Below are 16,955 nucleotides of genomic sequence, written 5' to 3' on the forward strand. Positions count from 1 at the left end.
GACGGCCCCTCGCTCCTGTCCCCGCCGCCCGCTCAGCCCTTCGAATAATCGCGCGCGCCGAAGATCGCGCTGCCCACCCGAACATGCGTGGCGCCATGGGCGATGGCTGTCTCGAAATCGGCGCTCATCCCCATCGACAGGCCGCTCAGACCGTTGCGCTCGGCGATCCCCGCGAGGGCGGCGAAATGGGGGGCCGGGTCGGCGCCGTCCGGGGGGATGCACATCAGCCCCTCCAGCGCCAGGTCGCGTGCGCGGCATTCGGCGATGAAGGCATCCGCGTCGGCCGGCAGAACGCCCGCCTTCTGCGGCTCCTCCCCGGTGTTGACCTGCACGAAAAGCTCCGGGCAGGTGCCGCGTTCCTGCGCGATGCCGGCCAGCTTCTTCGCGAGCGAGGCGCGGTCCAGCGTGTGGATCGCGTCGAACAGCTCAGCCGCCTGCCGGGCCTTGTTCGATTGCAGCGGGCCGATCATGTGCACGGACACGCCCTCGTACCGGGCGCGGAAGGCCGGCCATTTTCCGGCGGCCTCCTGCACGTAATTCTCGCCGAAAAGCCGGTGCCCCGCCTCCAGCACCGCCTCGACCCGTTCGTCGGGCTGCACCTTCGACACCGCGATCAGCCGGACCGAACCCTCGGCCCTGCCCGCCTTCGCCTCTGCCGCGCGCACGCGGTCCATGATCTCGGAAAGTCCCATTCCGCCTCCGTCCGTCAGGCCGCCAAAAGGCCATAGACCCGCCGGAAAGAAAAGAGTGGAGGCGCAAAAGAAAAGAGCGGGCCGAAGCCCGCTCTTCCCTGAACCGAGGTTCTGTTCTGGATCAGAACGAGAACTTCACGCCGAAGTCGGCTTGGGTCGAGGTGTCGCGCAGTTTGGCGACCGAACCCAGCAGCGTCGCGCCGCCGAGGTCGTAGCTCATGCCCAGGCCGTAGCCGGTGGTGTCGGCGTCGACGTTGTCCTTGGTCACATAGGCCTGGAGGCCGATGCCGTTGACCAGGGTGGTGTTGCCGAACAGGGTGTACTGGTTGCCCAGACCCGCGGTCTTGTTGCCGGCCTGGATGCCGATGGTCGACTTGCCGAACGAGTACTGGAACGAAGCGAACGAGGCGCTGCCGTCGGTGGCGAAGCCCGGGTTCTTCACGTAGCCCACGCCCATGGCGAAAGCGCCCATGGTGTAGTCGATCGCGATCGCTTTCTCGTCGTCCTGGGTCGGGTTCGACTTCAGGGTCTGGTCCGGGGTGACGTACGAGATGTTCACGGTCAGGCCGTTGGCGGCGTAGGTGGCGAGGACGCCGACCTGGTTGCCGTTCGAGTAGGCCGAGGAACCGTAGCCCCAGAAGCCCGTGCCGGCGATGACTTCCTGGTCACCCCAGCCGAGCAGACCGAGGTCGCCGTTGTAGTAAACGTTGTCGGCGTCGATGGCGTCCGAAACGTTACCCACTTGCAGGGTGAACGGGCCCGATTTCGCCCAGAAGGTCGCGGCGTTGTTGGTCATCGCCTGCGAACGCGACGAACCCACGATGGTGCCCTGGTCGCCCTGGATGCGGAACTTCGCACCGAACTCGACGCCCGAGTCGGTCGTCTTGGTCGCGGCGATGTTCAGACGGAAGCGCGACGTGATGTTCGCTTTCTTGTTACCGTCGCCCGGCTTGTTGTTGTACACGACGCCGAAACGGCCATAGCCCGAGAAGGACACGCCGTCCGCGGCGGCGGCGCCGGCGGTCAGCGCGACAGCAGCCGTGGCAAGGAGGATCTTTTTCATGGTTTCCCTCGTTGTCTCAAAAGGTGCGGCCCAACTCGGGACATTCCAAATTGGGTATGGCCCTATTTCCCGTTTCCCCCCTTTCAATGCAAGGTGAACTCCCCGGGCATCCAGAAACCCCGGAAAATTGGTGCAGCTTTGCCACAGTGGCTTCACCGCCCCGCCACGCTGCTGCCGTACTCGCGTGAAAGGCCCTTTCGCGTGCGCTGCAAAAGCCTTGTTCCCCTCGGGATGCTCGGCTAGACAGGCCGAAACGGAAAGGGGCAGGCAGTATGAGCTTGGCACGCATTCTCCGCGCGGGGGTCCTGGGCGGCCTGGTCGCAACTGTGGCGGCCTGCGGCGGAATCAGCAGCGGCAACCTGTTCGGCAAGCCGAACCCGCAGCGGGTTCAGGCGACCGAGGCGAACCCGACCGATCCGGCCGGGCTGACCGCCAAGGAAAAGATCAACAACCGGTCTTCGATCTGGGACGTCTTCGGCAAGAAGAAGAACCCCAACACCTCGATCGAGGTGAACAAGTATATCTGGAATGCCGCGCTCGACGTGCTGAACTTCCTGCCCGTCGAATCGGTCGATCCGTTCTCGGGCGTGATCATCACCGGCTACGGCACTCCGCCCGGCGGCGGCCGCGCCTACCGCGCGACGGTCTACGTGCAGGACCCGGCACTCGACGCGCGCTCGCTGCATGTCGCGCTGGCCACCCGGTCGGGCCCGGTCAGCGCCGCGACCCAGCGCGCGGTCGAGGATGCGATCCTGACCCGCGCCCGCCAGCTGCGCATCGCCGACGGCAAGCTCTGACGCCCCGGACCGGCGGCCTATCATGGCCGCCGTCTTGCACCGGGCTGCCCCCCCCCCCCGACGCCCTCGCAGCCACGCGCGAGGGCGTTTTCATTTCCGAATGCCGGCGCCCCGGGCCAGACCGCTACCTTCGCGGAGCGATCGCCCCGAACACCGCAGAGAGAAGAAGACACAGCCCCGCCGCCAGCGCCGCGGCCACGATCGTCACCCCGGCCATCAGGTTACCCGCCAGGATTGGCGCCAGGGCGGAGCCGAAGATCGTTCCGAACGGGTTGTGCCCGGTCGCGGCCCCAGCCGACTGCCCCGAGCGCATCGCAAGCACGGCCAGCGGGAGTGCGCCCAGACCAAGCGACAGGCCCAGAACGGCAAAGCCCCGACTGGCCCGGACGACCGGCCCGGCGCCGCGCGCGATCAGGCCCTGACCCAGCACCATGGCGGCCATCGCGGCGACAAGCGCCCCCATGCCCGACAGCACCGGGTCCAGCCCCGCGCCGATCCCGAGCGCAAGCGCCACGCGCCCCCACCACAGGCCAAGCGCCACCGTGAAGACCAGTGTCACCGAAAGCGCCGCCGCCATCGGCCGACCTCAGATCGCCTGGCCGCGCAGAAGCCGCGGCACCTCGCCCGACAGCCCCGCGGCCTCGCGGATGAAGCGCCGGCGCAGCCCCGGCAGCGCGCTCACCGCGCCCAACCCCAGGTCGCGCACCCCGCGCAGCAGCGGGTTGTCGTTGGAAAACACCCGGTTCACCGTGTCCATCCCCAGCGCCAGCAGTGTCGAATCGAACCGACGCCAGCGCTGGTAACGTTCCAGCACGTCGAGCGCGCCGATATCCTCGCCCCGCCGCTGCGCCTCGACCAGCACCTCGGCCAGCGCGCCCACGTCGCGCAGCCCCAGGTTCAGCCCCTGCCCGGCGATCGGATGCACCCCGTGCGCGGCATCGCCCACCAGCGCCAGCCGCGGCGCGACATAGGAATTCGCCAGCGTCAGGCTCAGCGGATAGGTATAGCGCTTGCCGACCAGCCGGATCCCGCCCAAGTAATCGCCGACCCTCAGCCGCAGCGCCTCCAGATACGCCGTGTCATCCAGCGACTGGATCGCCTTCGCCGTCTCGTCCCGCTCCGACCAGACGATCGCGGTACGGTTGCCCGGCAGCGGCAGCATCGCCAGCGGCCCCGACGGCATGAAGAACTGCTGCGCGATGCCGTGATGCGGCAGGTCATGCTCGATCGCGCAGACCAGCGCGGTCTGGCCATAGCCCCAACCGGTGCGGCGAATCCCCGCCCGCACCGCGGTGCCCGAGGCCCGCCCGTCGCACCCCGCCAGCACCCGCCCGCGCACCGCGCGACCCGAGGCCAGCGTCACCCGCGCCTCGCCCGCGTCGATTTCCTGCGCGACGACGGTTTCGCCCGACAGCCGGGTGATCCCCGGCTCGGCCGCCATCGCCTCGATCAGCGCCCCGCGCAGGAACCGGTCCTCGAGCATGAAGCCCATCGGCCCCTCCTCGATCTCGCCCGACTCGAAATGCAGGAACAGCGGTGCGGGGCCTTCGCCCGCGCGCCCGTCCGAGGCCTTTACCTCGTTGATCGGCTGCGCCCTGTCGGCAACCCGCGACCAGAGCCCCAGCACCGCCAGCATGCGCTGCGATGCCAGCGCGAGCGCGTAGGCCCGGCCGTCGAAATCCTCGGCCGCCCGCGCGGCCTCCGGCAGCGCGTCGATCACCACCGTGCGCAGCCCCGACTGCGCCAGCGCCAGTGCCAGCGCCGGCCCGTTCAGCCCGCCGCCGACGACGATGACGTCGTGAAGCCCGTCCTCGTTGGATCCGTCCATCAGATGCCTCCTTGCCCCTTCCCCGTCATCTCGGCCCGAATGCGCCGGGGGGTGCCGGGGACCGCGGTTTTTGGAATGCGACCCCAACAATGTGGTCGCCGCAATTTGGTCCCCCGAATGGGGCCCCGCAATGTTGCCGCAACTATGCCCCCTTCACCGGGATTGTCCATCCGCGCCCCTGCGGCTACCGTCGCGCCGAACAGGCGAAAGGGCAGAGCATGGAAGACTGGCTTCGGATGAGCGCATCGGATCTCGGGCGCGGGATCGGCGCGGGGCGCATCGACCCGGTCGCACTGACCCAGGCCTTCCTCGACGCGATCGCGGCCCACCCTGACAGCGACAGGATCTATGCCCGCGTCACCGCGCCGCGGGCGCTGGCCGAGGCCGGCGCCGCCCGCGCGCGGGCCGTCGCGGGCCAGCGTACCGGCTTGCTCGACGGCGTGCCGATCTCGTGGAAGGATCTCTTCGACAGTGCCGGCGTCGCCACCGAGGCAGGATCCGCCCTGCTCGAGGGCCGCACCCCGAAGGCCGACGCCCGCGTGCTCTCGGTGGCGACGCTGGGCGGCTCGGTCTGCCTCGGCAAGACCCACATGTCGGAACTCGCCTTCTCGGGCCTCGGGCTGAACCCGGTCACCGCCACGCCGCCCTGCATCAACGACCCCGCGGCCGTGCCCGGCGGATCCTCGTCCGGCGCCGCCGCCTCGGTGGCCTTCGGGCTCGCGGCCGCGGCGATCGGCTCGGACACCGGCGGATCGGTACGCATCCCCGCCGCCTGGAACGACCTCGTGGGCCTCAAGACCGGCCATGGCCGCGTCAGCCTCGACGGCGTCGTGCCGCTGTGCGAGACCTTCGACACCGTGGGCCCGCTGACCCGCACGGTCGAGGACGCGGCCGAGGTGCTCGCGCTGATCGAGGGCGGGGCGCCCGCAGATCTGAAGGGCGCCACCCTCTCGGGCGCCCGCCTCGCGATCCTCGACACCGTGGCGCTCGACGACCTGCGCGCCGAACCGGCGAAAGGCTTCGAAACCGCCTGCGACCGGCTCGCCCGCGCGGGGGCCACGATCGACCGGATCCAGGCGCCCGAGGTGGCCGAGGCGATGGGCCTCGCCGGCGCGCTCTTCACCGCCGAGGCCTATGGCATCTGGTCCGAGGTGATCGAGGCGGCGCCGGACAAGATGTTCGCGCGCATCCTCGAACGCTTCCGCGGCGGCGCAGACACCGCGGCGGCGGATTACGTCGCCGGCTGGCGCCGCCTGCGCACCCTGCGCGCGGCCTGGACCGCCCGGGTCGCCGGCTACGACGCGATCATCCTGCCAAGCGCCCCGAACCTCCCGCCCGAGGCCGCAAGGCTGATGACCGACGACCGCTATTATGTCACCGAGAACCTGCTGACCCTGCGCAACACCCGGATCGGCAACCTGATGGGCAGCGCCGGCCTGACGCTCCCCACCGGGGTACCCTCGACCGGCATCCAGTTCCTCGGCCTGCCGATGAGCGAGGAACGCCTCCTCCGACTCGGCGCCGCCGCCGAAAGGGCGCTGCCCGGCTGACGCGGGCCCGGCGCACACCCTGCTCTTCTTCTGAGCGGAAATATCCCGGGGGTGCAGGGGGCAGCGCCCCCGCCGGCCCTGCCATCGCCGCCCGAATCACCCGCTCGGCGAAAAAGCCACAATCAAGTCATATAACTGCCCGGAACCGGGGCGTTTTTCTGGACCCCGCGCGCGGGAGCCGGTACATTGAACTCTGAAACGGGGCGAGATGATCCCGGTCACGAGGCAGCACATGGCATTTCCAGAGCGGTTTTCGAACCTGCCTGATTACGCATTCCCGCGTCTTAGGACGCTTCTCGACTCGCACCAGCCGGGCGGGCCGCAGATCGCCATGACGATCGGAGAGCCGCGGCATGCGCAGCCGCCCTTCGTGGGCGAGGTGCTCGCGGCCAACCTCGAGGGTTTCGGCAAGTATCCCCCGAACGACGGCACGCCGGAGCTTCTGTCAGCGATCACCGGGTGGATCGGGCGCCGCTTCGGCACGCTCCTCGATCCCGCCAGCCAGGTGATGACGCTGAACGGCACCCGCGAGGGGCTGTTCAACGCGGCCCTCGCGCTCTGCCCCGAGACCAAGGGCGGCAAGACCCCGGCGGTGCTGCTGCCGAACCCGTTCTACGGGGTCTACGCGTTCTCGGCGCTGGCGCTGGGGGCCGAGCCCGTCTACCTGCCCGCGACCGCGGCGACCGGCTTCCTTCCCGACTACGCGGGCCTGCCCGCCGAGGTGCTGGACCGCACCGCGATCGCCTATCTCTGCACGCCCTCGAATCCGCAGGGCGCGGTGGCCTCGCCCGAATACCTCGCCGACCTTTTGGATCTCGCGGAGAAGCACGACTTCATCGTCTTCGCCGACGAATGCTATTCCGAGATCTGGCGGACCGCGCCGCCGACCGGCGCGCTGTCGGTGGCCCGCGCGCGCGGTGCCGACCCCGAGCGGCTGTTCGTCTTCCACTCGCTGTCGAAGCGGTCGAACCTGCCCGGGCTGCGGTCGGGTTTCGTGGCTGGCGGCGCGAAGGGCATGGTGCAGATCAAGCGCGTGCGCGCCTATTCCGGCGCGCCCCTGCCCCTGCCGCTGCAGCGGGTGGCCGAGCGGGCCTGGGGCGACGAGACCCATGTCGAGGCCTCGCGCGCGATCTACCAGGAGAAGTTCCGTGTCGCGGACCGGGTCTTCGCGGGCGTCCAGGGTTACCAGGGGCCCGAAGGCGGCTTCTTCCTCTGGCTGCCGGTCGACGACGGCGAGGCCGCGGCGCTCAGGCTCTGGCAGGAGACCGGCGTGCGGGTCCTGCCGGGCGCCTATCTCGCGCGCGAGGTGGGCGGCGAGAACCCCGGCAAGGGATACATCCGGGTCGCGATGGTGGCCCCAACAGACGAAATGCAGCGCGGACTGACCCTCCTCCGCGACTGCCTCTACGGGTAAGGTGAGGACAGGCATGGCTTCCTATCAGATCAGACAGCGCGATCCGCTTCTCGACCAGAAGATGCAGGCGATCCTCGAAAGACGCGGCCGCGAACTGGTCGGCGTCGGCATGGTGTTCGTGGCGTTCCTGATGGCGCTCATCCTCGGTTCCTATGCCGCAGGCGATCCGGGCTGGATGGCCGCGACCGACGGGCCGACGCAGAACCTTCTGGGCCGGTTCGGCGCCACCATCGCCTCGCCGCTGGTGATCATCGCCGGCCGGGGGGCCTGGGGGATCGTCGTCGTGCTGGCGGTCTGGGGGCTGCGCTTCATCCTGCACCGCGGATCGGACCGGGCGCTGAACCGGGTGATCTTCGCCCCGATCGCCGTGGCGGTTCTGTCGGTCTATGCCTCGACCCTCGCGCCCGGCGCCGACTGGCACCACAGCTTTGGCCTTGGCGGCCTGTTCGGCGATACCGTGCTGGGCGCGGTGCTGGGCCTCGTGCCGTTCGGCGCGGCCTTCGGGCTGAAGCTGATGTCGCTGATCAGCGCTGCCGGGGTGATCGTGCTGGGCCTCTTCGTCACCGGCTTCGACCGGTCCGAAGTGAAGGTTCTGACCCGCTTCCTGCTGCTCGGCGTGGTCCTTCTCTATGCCGGGATCCTCAGGGCGATGGGCCGCACCGCCTCGGGCAGCGCGGGTTTTGCCGTCGCCGCCGCGCAGCGCCGCCGCGACCGCCGTGCCGAGGCGGCGGAGGAACGCGCGAACGCGCCGCGTGGCCGAGCCGCGCGCCAGGCCGCCGGCGAAACCTCACTGCGCCCCGAACCGATGGTCGTGGGCACCCGCGCCGCCGGTTCTCCGCTGCGCCGCCTCGTCGAGGCCCGCGAGGAGGAGCAGGACGAGCTGATCGACGATACCGCGCAAGACGACTGGGCCCCCGAGGACTATGCGCCCCGCAGCCCGGCCCCCCGTGGTCAGGCTCCCCGCCCCCATGCCACCGCGCCCGAGGAGGCCGCACCGCAGGCCGGGTCGCAGAAGGGGTCGTTCCTGTCGCGCATGCCGGGCCTCGTGAAGCGCGCCCCCGCGCCCGAGCCGGAGCTGGTGGCGCATAATGCCGACTGGGACGGTGACGCGCCCAGCGAGGATCGCATCCGCGCCCGCATCACCAGCGCGATCCACGCCCGGTCACAAGCCCGCCCCGAGCCGGTCGCACCGGTGCGCGAAGAACCGGCCGTGACGATCCCCGAGGACGTCGCGCCGCGGTTCCGCCTGCCGCGTTTTGGCGCCGGCAAGGCCAATCGCGCCGAATCCCGGGCCGAACCGCCGCTGACCTCCGCCGGCCGGGCCGAGCCCCCGGTGACCGCGGCGACCGCCGCCGCCGCCGCACCCGCGGCCTCTTCCGCCGTCAGCCGCGCGGTTGGCGCCGCCCTTGCGCGTGGCCCGAAGCAGCGCCCTGGCCCCGCCCCCATGGCCGTCGACGTCGAGATCCCCGAAGGCGATTACCTCCCCGAGGACCACGGCGCCTACGACACCGCCGCGCGCCCGGATTATGCCACCCTCGGCTATGACGCGCAGGGGTATGACACCCAGACATATAACGCGCAGGGGTACGACGACCGCGGCCACCACGAATACGCCGCCGAGGACGCCGAGATGGCCCGGGGCGCGGCCCCCTCCCCTGCCGTCGTCCATGCCGACGAGGAGGATTACCCCTACGGCATCGGCGACCAGTCGGACGAACCCTATGACGACGGCTACGACGCGGCCAGCTTCGACGCGGGCTACGACCCGTCGACGCAGGCGCCCACGCCGGTTGCCGCCCCGCGCGTGCCCGCGCCCGAGCCCAAGCGCGTGGTCCAGCACGCCCTGCGCAAGCCCGCCCCGCCCTCGCGGCAGGCGGTTGCCGAGGCCCAGCCCACGCTGCGGTTCGAGGAAAGCCGGCACCCGGCCTACGAGCATCCGCCGCTCAGCCTGCTGACCAACCCCGCCGAGATCGAGCGTCATCACCTCTCGGACGAGGCGCTCGAGGAAAACGCGCGGATGCTGGAAACCGTGCTCGACGATTACGGCGTGAAGGGCGAGATCGTCAGCGTCCGCCCCGGCCCCGTGGTCACGATGTACGAGCTTGAACCGGCGCCGGGCCTCAAGGCCAGCCGCGTGATCGGTCTGGCCGACGACATCGCGCGGTCGATGTCGGCGCTGTCGGCGCGGGTTTCCACCGTGCCGGGCCGCTCGGTCATCGGGATCGAACTGCCCAACGCCAACCGCGAGAAGGTGGTGCTGCGCGAGATCCTCGCCAGCCGCGATTTCGGCGACAGCCACCTGCGGCTGCCGCTGGCGCTTGGCAAGGACATCGGCGGCGGATCGGTCGTGGCCAACCTCGCCAAGATGCCCCACCTGCTGATCGCCGGGACCACCGGCTCGGGCAAGTCGGTGGCGATCAACACGATGATCCTGTCGCTCCTCTACAAGCTGACGCCCGAGGAATGCCGGCTGATCATGATCGACCCGAAGATGCTGGAACTGTCGGTCTACGACGGCATCCCGCACCTTCTGTCGCCGGTCGTGACCGACCCCAAGAAGGCTGTCGTCGCCCTCAAGTGGGTCGTGGGCGAGATGGAAGAGCGCTACCGCAAGATGTCCAAGATGGGCGTGCGCAACATCGAGGGTTACAACGGCCGCGTGAAAGAGGCGCTGGACCGTGGCGAGATGTTCAAGCGCACGATCCAGACCGGGTTCGACGAGGACACGGGCGAGCCGGTGTTCGAGACCGAGGAGTTCCAGCCGAAATCCTTCCCCTACATCGTCGTCATCGTCGACGAGATGGCCGATTTGATGATGGTCGCGGGGAAAGAGATCGAGGCCTGCATCCAGCGTCTTGCCCAGATGGCGCGGGCGTCGGGCATCCACCTGATCATGGCGACGCAGCGGCCCTCGGTCGACGTCATCACCGGCACGATCAAGGCGAACTTCCCCACCCGGATCTCGTTCCAGGTGACCTCCAAGATCGACAGCCGCACCATCCTGGGCGAACAGGGCGCGGAACAGCTGCTGGGCATGGGCGACATGCTCTACATGGCCGGCGGCTCGCGCATCACCCGCGTCCACGGGCCCTTCGTCAGCGACGAGGAAGTCGAGGACATCGTCAACCACCTGAAAAGCTTCGGCCCGCCGGAATACATGTCGGGCGTGGTCGAGGGGCCGGAGGACGACAAGGCCGACGACATCGACGCGGTGCTGGGCCTCGGCGGCAATACCGACAGCGAGGATGCGCTGTACGATCAGGCGGTCGCGGTGGTGCTCAAGGATCGCAAGGTGTCCACCTCCTACATCCAGCGCAAGCTGGCGATCGGCTACAACAAGGCCGCGCGCCTGGTGGAGCAGATGGAGGAGAACGGCCTCGTCAGCCCCGCGAACCACGTGGGCAAGCGCGAGATCCTGGTACCGGAACAGTAACCGCCCTCCCCTGCCGGAGCGTGACACGCCGGGGCCTTCGGGCCCCGGTTTTCTTTTGCGCGGGTCAACCGGCGCGATCCTGCGGGGTACGCCCGTTCGCCCCCGACCCACGACCTCCCGACCCACGACCTCCCGACCCACGACCTCCCGACCCACGACCTCCCGGCCCGCGACCTTCCCGGCCCTTGAACCAACGGCGCGCCCGTGCGTTAAGCCGGGATGGGCCACCTTCCGGCCCGACCCACGAGGATGACGCCGCGTGACCACCGACATCGCCGTCCTGATCGCCTGCGCCCTCGTCGGGGCCGTCTTCGCCTTTCCCCGCATCGCCCGCTGTCAGCTCTGGCGCGCCTCGATCACGCCACTCGCATCGATCATCGGGTCGGGCTTCCTCGTCCTCGGGCCGATCCTGATGGACAAGTTCGGCTGGGCCGCGCCTTTCGTCATGGCCGCGCTCTGCCTCGGCGCCTGGGCCTTCGGGGCGGCGATCCGCTTCAACATGGCCGACGGCGCCGAGGAGAACGCGAACCAGACCCGCGCCGAGAACTGGGTCGATACCGCCTCGCAATGGGCGCTGGCCTTCGCCTACGTGATCTCGGTCGCCTATTACCTCAACCTGTTCGGCGGCTTCGCCGTCTCGCTCACCCCGGTCGATGGTGACATCGCCGCCCATGTGGTGACCACCGCGGTCTTCGCCCTGATCCTCGGCGTGGGCTTCACCCGCGGGTTCAAGTGGCTGGAATGGATGGAATACGGCTCCGTCTCGGTGAAGCTCGCGATCATCGCGGGCCTGCTGGTCGGGCTTGGCTTCTTCTTCGGTGACAAGATCTCGGCCGACGCCCTGACCTTCGAGACGCCGCAGATCGGCGGCTGGCAGGCGATCGCCCTCGGCTTCGGCCTGATCGTCACGGTGCAGGGGTTCGAGACGTCGCGCTACCTGGGCGACAGCTATGACCGCAAGATGCGCATCCGGTCGATGCGGATCGCGCAGATCGTCGCGGCGGTGATCTACATGATCTACATCCTGCTTATGGCCTATGCCTTCAAGGCCGACAGCGTGCCGTTGAAGGAAACCGCGATCATCGACCTGATGAAGCAGGTCTCGCCCCTCCTGCCGGTCCTGCTGGTGGTTGCCGCGCTCAGCGCGCAGTTCTCGGCGGCGGTGGCCGATACCGGCGGCGCCGGCGGCCTGGTGGAGGAGCTGACGCGGCGGCGGCTGACCCCGCGCAAGGCCTATGCCGTGCTGGGGGTGCTGGGGATCGCGCTGACCTGGACGACCGACATCTTCCAGATCATCGCCTATGCCTCGCGCGCCTTTGCCGCCTACTACGCGCTGCAGGCGGCGATCGCCGCGATGCGGGCGCGGCGCCGGCACGACGGCCTTCTGACCGGGGTCTTCGCGGGGCTGGCCGTGCTGGGGACGGCGATCGTGATCTTCGGCACCCCGGCCGAGGGGGGCTAGACCACCGGCGCCCTGGACCATCGGCGCCCTAGACCGCGCGCACCCGCGGCGCGCCGGCCGTCACAGTGCCGATCAGCGCGGCCGCCACGCCGGCCTCGCGCAGCGCCGTCAGCATCGCATCCGCCTCCGCCCCGGGCACCGCGGCCAGAAGGCCGCCCGCCGTCTGCGGATCGAACAGAAGGTCCGCTTCCGGCCCCTCGGGCAGCGTCATCCGCGCCGCCACCGCCGCCCGGTTCGCCGGGTAGAGGGTCGAGCGGTGCCCGGCGCGCGCCAGCGCCACCGCGCCCTCAAGGAAGGGAATCGCGCCCAGCTCCAGCTCCGCCGCGCAGCCCGAGGCGTCGAGCATCTCGACAAGGTGACCGGCAAGGCCGAAACCGGTGACGTCGGTCATCGCATGGGCCACCGGCGACAGGATCCCGGCCTCGGTCGACAAGGGCCGTTGCTGGCTGGCGAAGCACCCCGCCACCGCACGACCGAGCGACAGGCCGGGGACAGAGGCGCGGGCCATCTCGGCCGCAAGGATCGTGCCGGTGCCCAGCGGCTTGGTCAGGATCAGCCGATCGCCCGGCTGCGCACCGCCCTTGGCCGTCGCCCGGGGCGCAAGTCCAGTGATGGTGAAGCCCAGCGTCAGCTCCGACCCGACCGAGGTGTGGCCGCCCACCAGATCGGCCCCCGCAGCGCGGAAGACGGCGCCCGCGGCCTCCATCACCTCGGCCAGCGTGCGGGCCTGCAAGGCCGGCGAAAGCCGCGGCAGCGTGATCTGCGCCAGCGCCGCCTGCGGCGCGGCCCCCATCGCCCAGATGTCCCCCAGGGCATGGGTGGCCGCGATCCGCGCCATCAGCCACGGGTCTTCGGTGAACGCCCGCAGGTGGTCGGTGGTGATCACCTGAACGCCCGCACCATGGGCCAGCACCGCCGCATCGTCGCCCGGCCCCGACAGCGTATCCGCCCGCTGCGGCGCGGGCATTCCCGACAGCGCCGCGCGAAGCGCCCCGGGGCCCACCTTGGCGCCGCAGCCACCGCACAGCGGCTTGCCCCCCGCCAGTTCCTCGGCCACCCCGGCGGCGACCTCGGGCGGCAGGGGCGCGGCGGGCATCTGCGGCAGATCGAGGAACCGGCGCATGAACTTGCGGTCGATCCGGTTCTTCCAGTGCCAGAGCCAGCGACCGTTCAGACGCAGCCCCCCCTTGTCGGCCACCGCGCCCTTGAAGCCGGTGGAGACGAGCTTGAGATAATCCTTCTGCGGCTGGTAGGCGCGCATCCGCCCCACCCCCAGCGCCGCGCGCAGGTTGTCATAGAGGAACGGCGCCTCGCGCACGGCAAAGACACCGGCCTTGGGGCGCGGCGCATGGGTCAGGTGGGCGCAATCCCCCGCGGCGAAGACAGCCGGATCAGACAGGCTTTGCAGCGTCGGGCCGACATCGACATGACCATCGGTCAGTTGCAGCCCGGTCGCGGCCAGCCACGGCTGCGGCCGCGCCCCGGCCGCGCCCAGCAGGAACCCGGCGGCCAGAAGCCGGCCGTCCGACAGACGCAGGCCCTCTGCCGCAGCCTCTGTCGCCGTGGCACCGGTCAGAACCTCGACCCCGGCGCGCCGCAGGTGGGCCAGAAGGCGCTGCCGTGCGCCCGGGCCGATGTTGGGCAGCGCCTCGGCCGCGCGCTCGACGATGGTCACCGACGGTGTGACACCGGCCTTGCGCAGCCGGTGCGCCGAGGCAAGCGCAAGCTCCACCCCCGCGATCCCGCTGCCCAGCACGACCACCACTGGCGCGGCCTCGCCCCGGGCGGCAGCCTCGACGAAGGCCTCCCACCGGGCGGCGTAATCATCCATCGGCTTGGCCGGGGCACCGTGGAGGGCGAACCCCGCAAGGTCGGGCATCTCGGTGGTGATCCCGATGTCGAGCGAGGCCACGTCATAGGCCACCGGCGGCCGGCCCGGCACGGCGACCGTGCGCGCGGCAAGGTCCATCCCCTCGGCCCGGCCGAGGATCACCCGCGCCCCGGCGTGGCGCGCAAGGCGCACGAGGTCGATCTCCAGCTCCTCGCGCCGGTAGTGACCCGCGATATGGCCGGGCAGCATGCCGGAATAGGGCGCGGTCGGGTGCGGGTTGATCAGGGTCACCCGCACCCCCGGCAGCGGTTTCATCCCCCAGCGGCGCAGCACCAGGGCATGGGCATGCCCGCCACCGATCAGCACGAGGTCGCGCGTGGCCGGGATCTGGACCTGCATCAGATCAGGTCCCGGATCCGGTCGGCGAGATCGGGCAACGCCGCCTCCGACAGGTCCTCCGCCATCACCGTGCGCCCGGCCTCGCCCGCCGTGCGGGCGCGCTGCCGGTTGTAGCGCGGGTCGTAGTGCATCTCCATCAACTCGGCGGCCAGCGGCTCGAACGTGCCCGCCTCGGCGTAGCCGTGCCACCGCTCGATCGCCTCGCCCGGTTGCATCGGGCGCAGCTTGTCGATGACGTCGTGCAGCGCGGCGATATCGGCGGTCAGGTCGGCATAGGCCCGGGCGAGATAGGCCGCCCGCGCGGAAAGCGGGGCCGAGACGTGGATCCGCGGCGCATCGCACATCGCACGCCACAGCTTCGGCGGAAGGCGCAGATCGCCCACCTTGCTCGATTCCGCCTCCACCACCACCGGTCGGGCCGGGTCGAGCGCCGCGATCTCCATCGCCAGCGCCGTCTCGAACCCTTTCTGTGCTGGCTGCCCACCGGCCCGGTGACCGAAAAGCGACCCGCGGTGATTGGCCAGGCCTTCGAGGTCGATCACCTGCACGCCCCGGGCGCGCAGGAGGTGCAGAAGGTCGGTCTTGGCGGTGCCGGTGTTGCCGTCGAGCACGATGACCGGTGCCGGGAACGGCGTCTCGTAGAGCGCCTTGACCACCAAACCGCGAAACGCCTTGTACCCGCCCTGCACCGTTTCCGCGCGCCAGCCGATCTGCCCCAGGATCATCGCGAAAGAGCCCGAGCGCTGCCCCCCGCGCCAGCAATAGACCAGCGGGCGCCAGCCGCCATCCATGTCGGCGAGCGGCCCCTGGATATGCGCCGCCGCATTCTTTGCCACCAGCGCGGCCCCGATCTTGCGCGCCTTGAAGGGGCTGTCCTGCTTGTAGATCGTGCCGACGCGGGCGCGTTCCTCGTCATCCAGCACGGGAAGCGAGATTGCGCCGGGAACATGGTCTTCGGCGAATTCGGAGGGCGAGCGCACGTCGATCACGCTGTCGAAGCCAAGCGCGGCGATGTCGGAGAGGGAGGTCAGGGTCACGGCCATCCGCTTGGCTTAGCGCGGTAGCCGCAGGCTGGAAAGGGGGCGCAGACGGGCACCCCCCCGCTGTACCGGGAAGGAGAGGAGGCCGGAGCGTGGCGCGCGCCGCCCCCGCCGTATCTACGGGCCGGGAGGAAGGGCCGGTCAGGCGGCCTGTGCGGCGGTCAGGGATTGCAGCGCGATATCCTCCGGGCCGAGGCCGCCGGCAGAGAGGACCTCGGCCAGGCGCAGGCCGTCGAGCGTGACGTAGACCGAGCCGGGCGTTTCTCCCGGTTCGACGCCGACGCGCGGATCGGGATGCGCGGCAGGATCGTAGACGACGACCAGCCGATCCTCGGCCGCGTCGTAGTCATGGATCATGGCGGGGCCGGCCGGCGCCGCGGGATCGGCATCCCCGCTTTCGCCAAGCAAGAAGGTATCGGCCCCCGCGCCCCCGGTCGCGTGATCCAGCGCGCCGAGCGCAATCACGTCCGCCCCGTCGCCGCCATTCAGGTAATCGGGGCCATCGGCGGCAAAGACGTCGCCCATGGTGCCGCCGATCATCAGGTCATCGCCCAGCCCTCCGTCAAGCGTGTCCTCACCCGTGCCCCCAACCAGCAGGTCGTCACCCTCGCACCCCTGAAGGGCGTCGGCCCCTGCGCCGCCGTACAATGCATCTGCCCCCGCGCCACCGATCAGCGTGTCATCGCCATTGCCAGCGACGAGCGTGTCGTCGCCGTTCTGACCGCAAAGCAGATCGGCATCGGAATTGCCGCGCAGGAGGTCGGCGCCGTCACCGCCAAGCAGGGTATCGTTCCCGGCGTCGCCTTCCAGCGTATCCGCGCCGCCCTCGCCCGCCAGCCAGTCGTTGCCGTTCTCGCCGGCCAGGCTGTCGTCGCCGTCGCGGCCGTTGATCTGGTCGAAACCGTCGCCGCCCAGGATCGTGTCGTTCCCGGCCTCACCCGACAGGATATCGTCGCCGGAACCGCCCCGGAGGGAAAACCCGGCGATCCGGGTTGCGTCCGCGTCCGGCATGGCATCCCTGCCTTGCGTAGCATCCCCGACCGTGGGCTCCCCGCTCGTAGGCTCCTGGGCCGCGCTGTCTTCGGCGGGGGGAGCCGCGGTCACGGGATCTGCGGCGGCCAGCTCTTCGGTGCCGGCCCCCTCGTCCTGCACGGTGGCATCCCCCGACGCGACCGCCATGTCCAGCAGATCGCCGTTCCCGCCGTCGGGTGCGATCTGTGCCCCGGTGTCTGCCGCGCCGTCCTCGTCCGAAGGCTCCTCCGTCTCGCGCCCCGACAACGTCAGGTCGGCAAAGACGCCCATCGCCACCATTCCAAGCAAACCCGCCAGCCCCAGCATACCCACACCTCCACTGCGCCACCCCTGACGCGTTAACCATGAAACCCGGTAAACACCTGATCCTGAAGGGCTTTCATGGCAGAGGATCCGGGCAGGAAGAGGGCGCGG

The 16,955-nt window shown here is 70.3% G+C and carries 12 protein-coding genes; 5 read left to right on the forward strand and 7 right to left on the reverse strand.

Going from position 1 to position 16,955, the window contains the following annotated elements:
• Positions 1-32: 32 nt before the first annotated feature.
• Positions 33-692, reverse strand: coding sequence for a YggS family pyridoxal phosphate-dependent enzyme (locus CVV76_RS15170; protein WP_102225520.1), 660 nt, complete (start codon positions 690-692; stop codon positions 33-35).
• A gap of 121 nt (positions 693-813) precedes the next feature.
• Positions 814-1,755: a porin gene (locus CVV76_RS15175; protein ID WP_102225521.1), complete on the reverse strand. Its 942-nt coding sequence runs from the start codon at positions 1,753-1,755 to the stop codon at positions 814-816.
• A gap of 272 nt (positions 1,756-2,027) precedes the next feature.
• On the opposite strand from CVV76_RS15175, the gene CVV76_RS15180 reads away from it, so the two are divergent.
• Positions 2,028-2,552 carry a DUF3576 domain-containing protein gene (locus CVV76_RS15180; protein ID WP_102225522.1) on the forward strand — a complete coding sequence of 175 codons (525 nt, stop codon included), beginning with the start codon at positions 2,028-2,030 and terminating at the stop codon, positions 2,550-2,552.
• Between the two features lie 124 nt (positions 2,553-2,676).
• Here the strand turns inward: CVV76_RS15180 and CVV76_RS15185 are convergent, their stop codons facing one another.
• Positions 2,677-3,129: a hypothetical protein gene (locus CVV76_RS15185; protein WP_102225523.1), complete on the reverse strand. Its 453-nt coding sequence runs from the start codon at positions 3,127-3,129 to the stop codon at positions 2,677-2,679.
• Positions 3,130-3,138: 9 nt separating this feature from the next.
• Positions 3,139-4,380, reverse strand: a complete 1,242-nt coding sequence (locus tag CVV76_RS15190) for an FAD-dependent monooxygenase (RefSeq protein ID WP_102225524.1) — start codon at positions 4,378-4,380, stop codon at positions 3,139-3,141.
• A 218-nt stretch (positions 4,381-4,598) separates the two neighbouring features.
• On the opposite strand from CVV76_RS15190, the gene CVV76_RS15195 reads away from it, so the two are divergent.
• The 4 genes from CVV76_RS15195 to CVV76_RS15215 all read left to right on the forward strand — a co-directional run bounded on the left by CVV76_RS15195 (position 4,599) and on the right by CVV76_RS15215 (position 12,239).
• Positions 4,599-5,930, forward strand: a complete 1,332-nt coding sequence (locus CVV76_RS15195; protein WP_102225525.1) for an amidase — start codon at positions 4,599-4,601, stop codon at positions 5,928-5,930.
• Between the two features lie 232 nt (positions 5,931-6,162).
• Positions 6,163-7,344, forward strand: a complete 1,182-nt coding sequence (locus CVV76_RS15200; protein ID WP_102225628.1) for an aminotransferase class I/II-fold pyridoxal phosphate-dependent enzyme — start codon at positions 6,163-6,165, stop codon at positions 7,342-7,344.
• A gap of 13 nt (positions 7,345-7,357) precedes the next feature.
• Positions 7,358-10,777 (forward strand): DNA translocase FtsK, encoded by a 3,420-nt coding sequence (locus tag CVV76_RS15205; RefSeq protein ID WP_102225526.1) that lies wholly within the window; start codon positions 7,358-7,360, stop codon positions 10,775-10,777.
• 259 nt (positions 10,778-11,036) lie between these two features.
• Positions 11,037-12,239, forward strand: a complete 1,203-nt coding sequence (locus CVV76_RS15215) for an APC family permease (protein ID WP_102225527.1) — start codon at positions 11,037-11,039, stop codon at positions 12,237-12,239.
• Between the two features lie 28 nt (positions 12,240-12,267).
• On the opposite strand, the gene selD is transcribed toward CVV76_RS15215, so the two are convergent.
• The 3 genes from selD to CVV76_RS15230 form a co-directional block, all read right to left on the reverse strand.
• A complete protein-coding gene (gene selD, locus CVV76_RS15220; protein ID WP_102225528.1) occupies positions 12,268-14,469 on the reverse strand; it encodes a selenide, water dikinase SelD in 2,202 nt (733 codons plus the stop codon).
• Complete coding sequence (gene mnmH / locus CVV76_RS15225; RefSeq protein WP_102225529.1) at positions 14,469-15,512, reverse strand: tRNA 2-selenouridine(34) synthase MnmH; 1,044 nt, start codon at positions 15,510-15,512, stop codon at positions 14,469-14,471. Before mnmH ends, selD begins: the two co-directional genes overlap by 1 nt.
• 138 nt (positions 15,513-15,650) lie before the next feature.
• Positions 15,651-16,847 carry a calcium-binding protein gene (locus tag CVV76_RS15230; protein WP_102225530.1) on the reverse strand — a complete coding sequence of 399 codons (1,197 nt, stop codon included), beginning with the start codon at positions 16,845-16,847 and terminating at the stop codon, positions 15,651-15,653.
• Positions 16,848-16,955: the final 108 nt, after the last annotated feature.

The sequence above is a fragment of the Acidimangrovimonas sediminis genome, from assembly GCF_002871005.1.
Taxonomy (GTDB): domain Bacteria; phylum Pseudomonadota; class Alphaproteobacteria; order Rhodobacterales; family Rhodobacteraceae; genus Acidimangrovimonas; species Acidimangrovimonas sediminis.

Coding starts and splice junctions, on each gene's coding strand:
- CVV76_RS15170 (WP_102225520.1), bottom strand. CDS start 692: ATGGGACTTTCCGAGATCATGGACCGCGTGCGCGCGGCAGAGGCGAAG.
- CVV76_RS15175 (WP_102225521.1), bottom strand. CDS start 1,755: ATGAAAAAGATCCTCCTTGCCACGGCTGCTGTCGCGCTGACCGCCGGC.
- CVV76_RS15180 (WP_102225522.1), top strand. CDS start 2,028: ATGAGCTTGGCACGCATTCTCCGCGCGGGGGTCCTGGGCGGCCTGGTC.
- CVV76_RS15185 (WP_102225523.1), bottom strand. CDS start 3,129: ATGGCGGCGGCGCTTTCGGTGACACTGGTCTTCACGGTGGCGCTTGGC.
- CVV76_RS15190 (WP_102225524.1), bottom strand. CDS start 4,380: ATGGACGGATCCAACGAGGACGGGCTTCACGACGTCATCGTCGTCGGC.
- CVV76_RS15195 (WP_102225525.1), top strand. CDS start 4,599: ATGGAAGACTGGCTTCGGATGAGCGCATCGGATCTCGGGCGCGGGATC.
- CVV76_RS15200 (WP_102225628.1), top strand. CDS start 6,163: ATGGCATTTCCAGAGCGGTTTTCGAACCTGCCTGATTACGCATTCCCG.
- CVV76_RS15205 (WP_102225526.1), top strand. CDS start 7,358: ATGGCTTCCTATCAGATCAGACAGCGCGATCCGCTTCTCGACCAGAAG.
- selD (WP_102225528.1), bottom strand. CDS start 14,469: ATGCAGGTCCAGATCCCGGCCACGCGCGACCTCGTGCTGATCGGTGGC.
- mnmH (WP_102225529.1), bottom strand. CDS start 15,512: ATGGCCGTGACCCTGACCTCCCTCTCCGACATCGCCGCGCTTGGCTTC.
- CVV76_RS15230 (WP_102225530.1), bottom strand. CDS start 16,847: ATGCTGGGGCTGGCGGGTTTGCTTGGAATGGTGGCGATGGGCGTCTTT.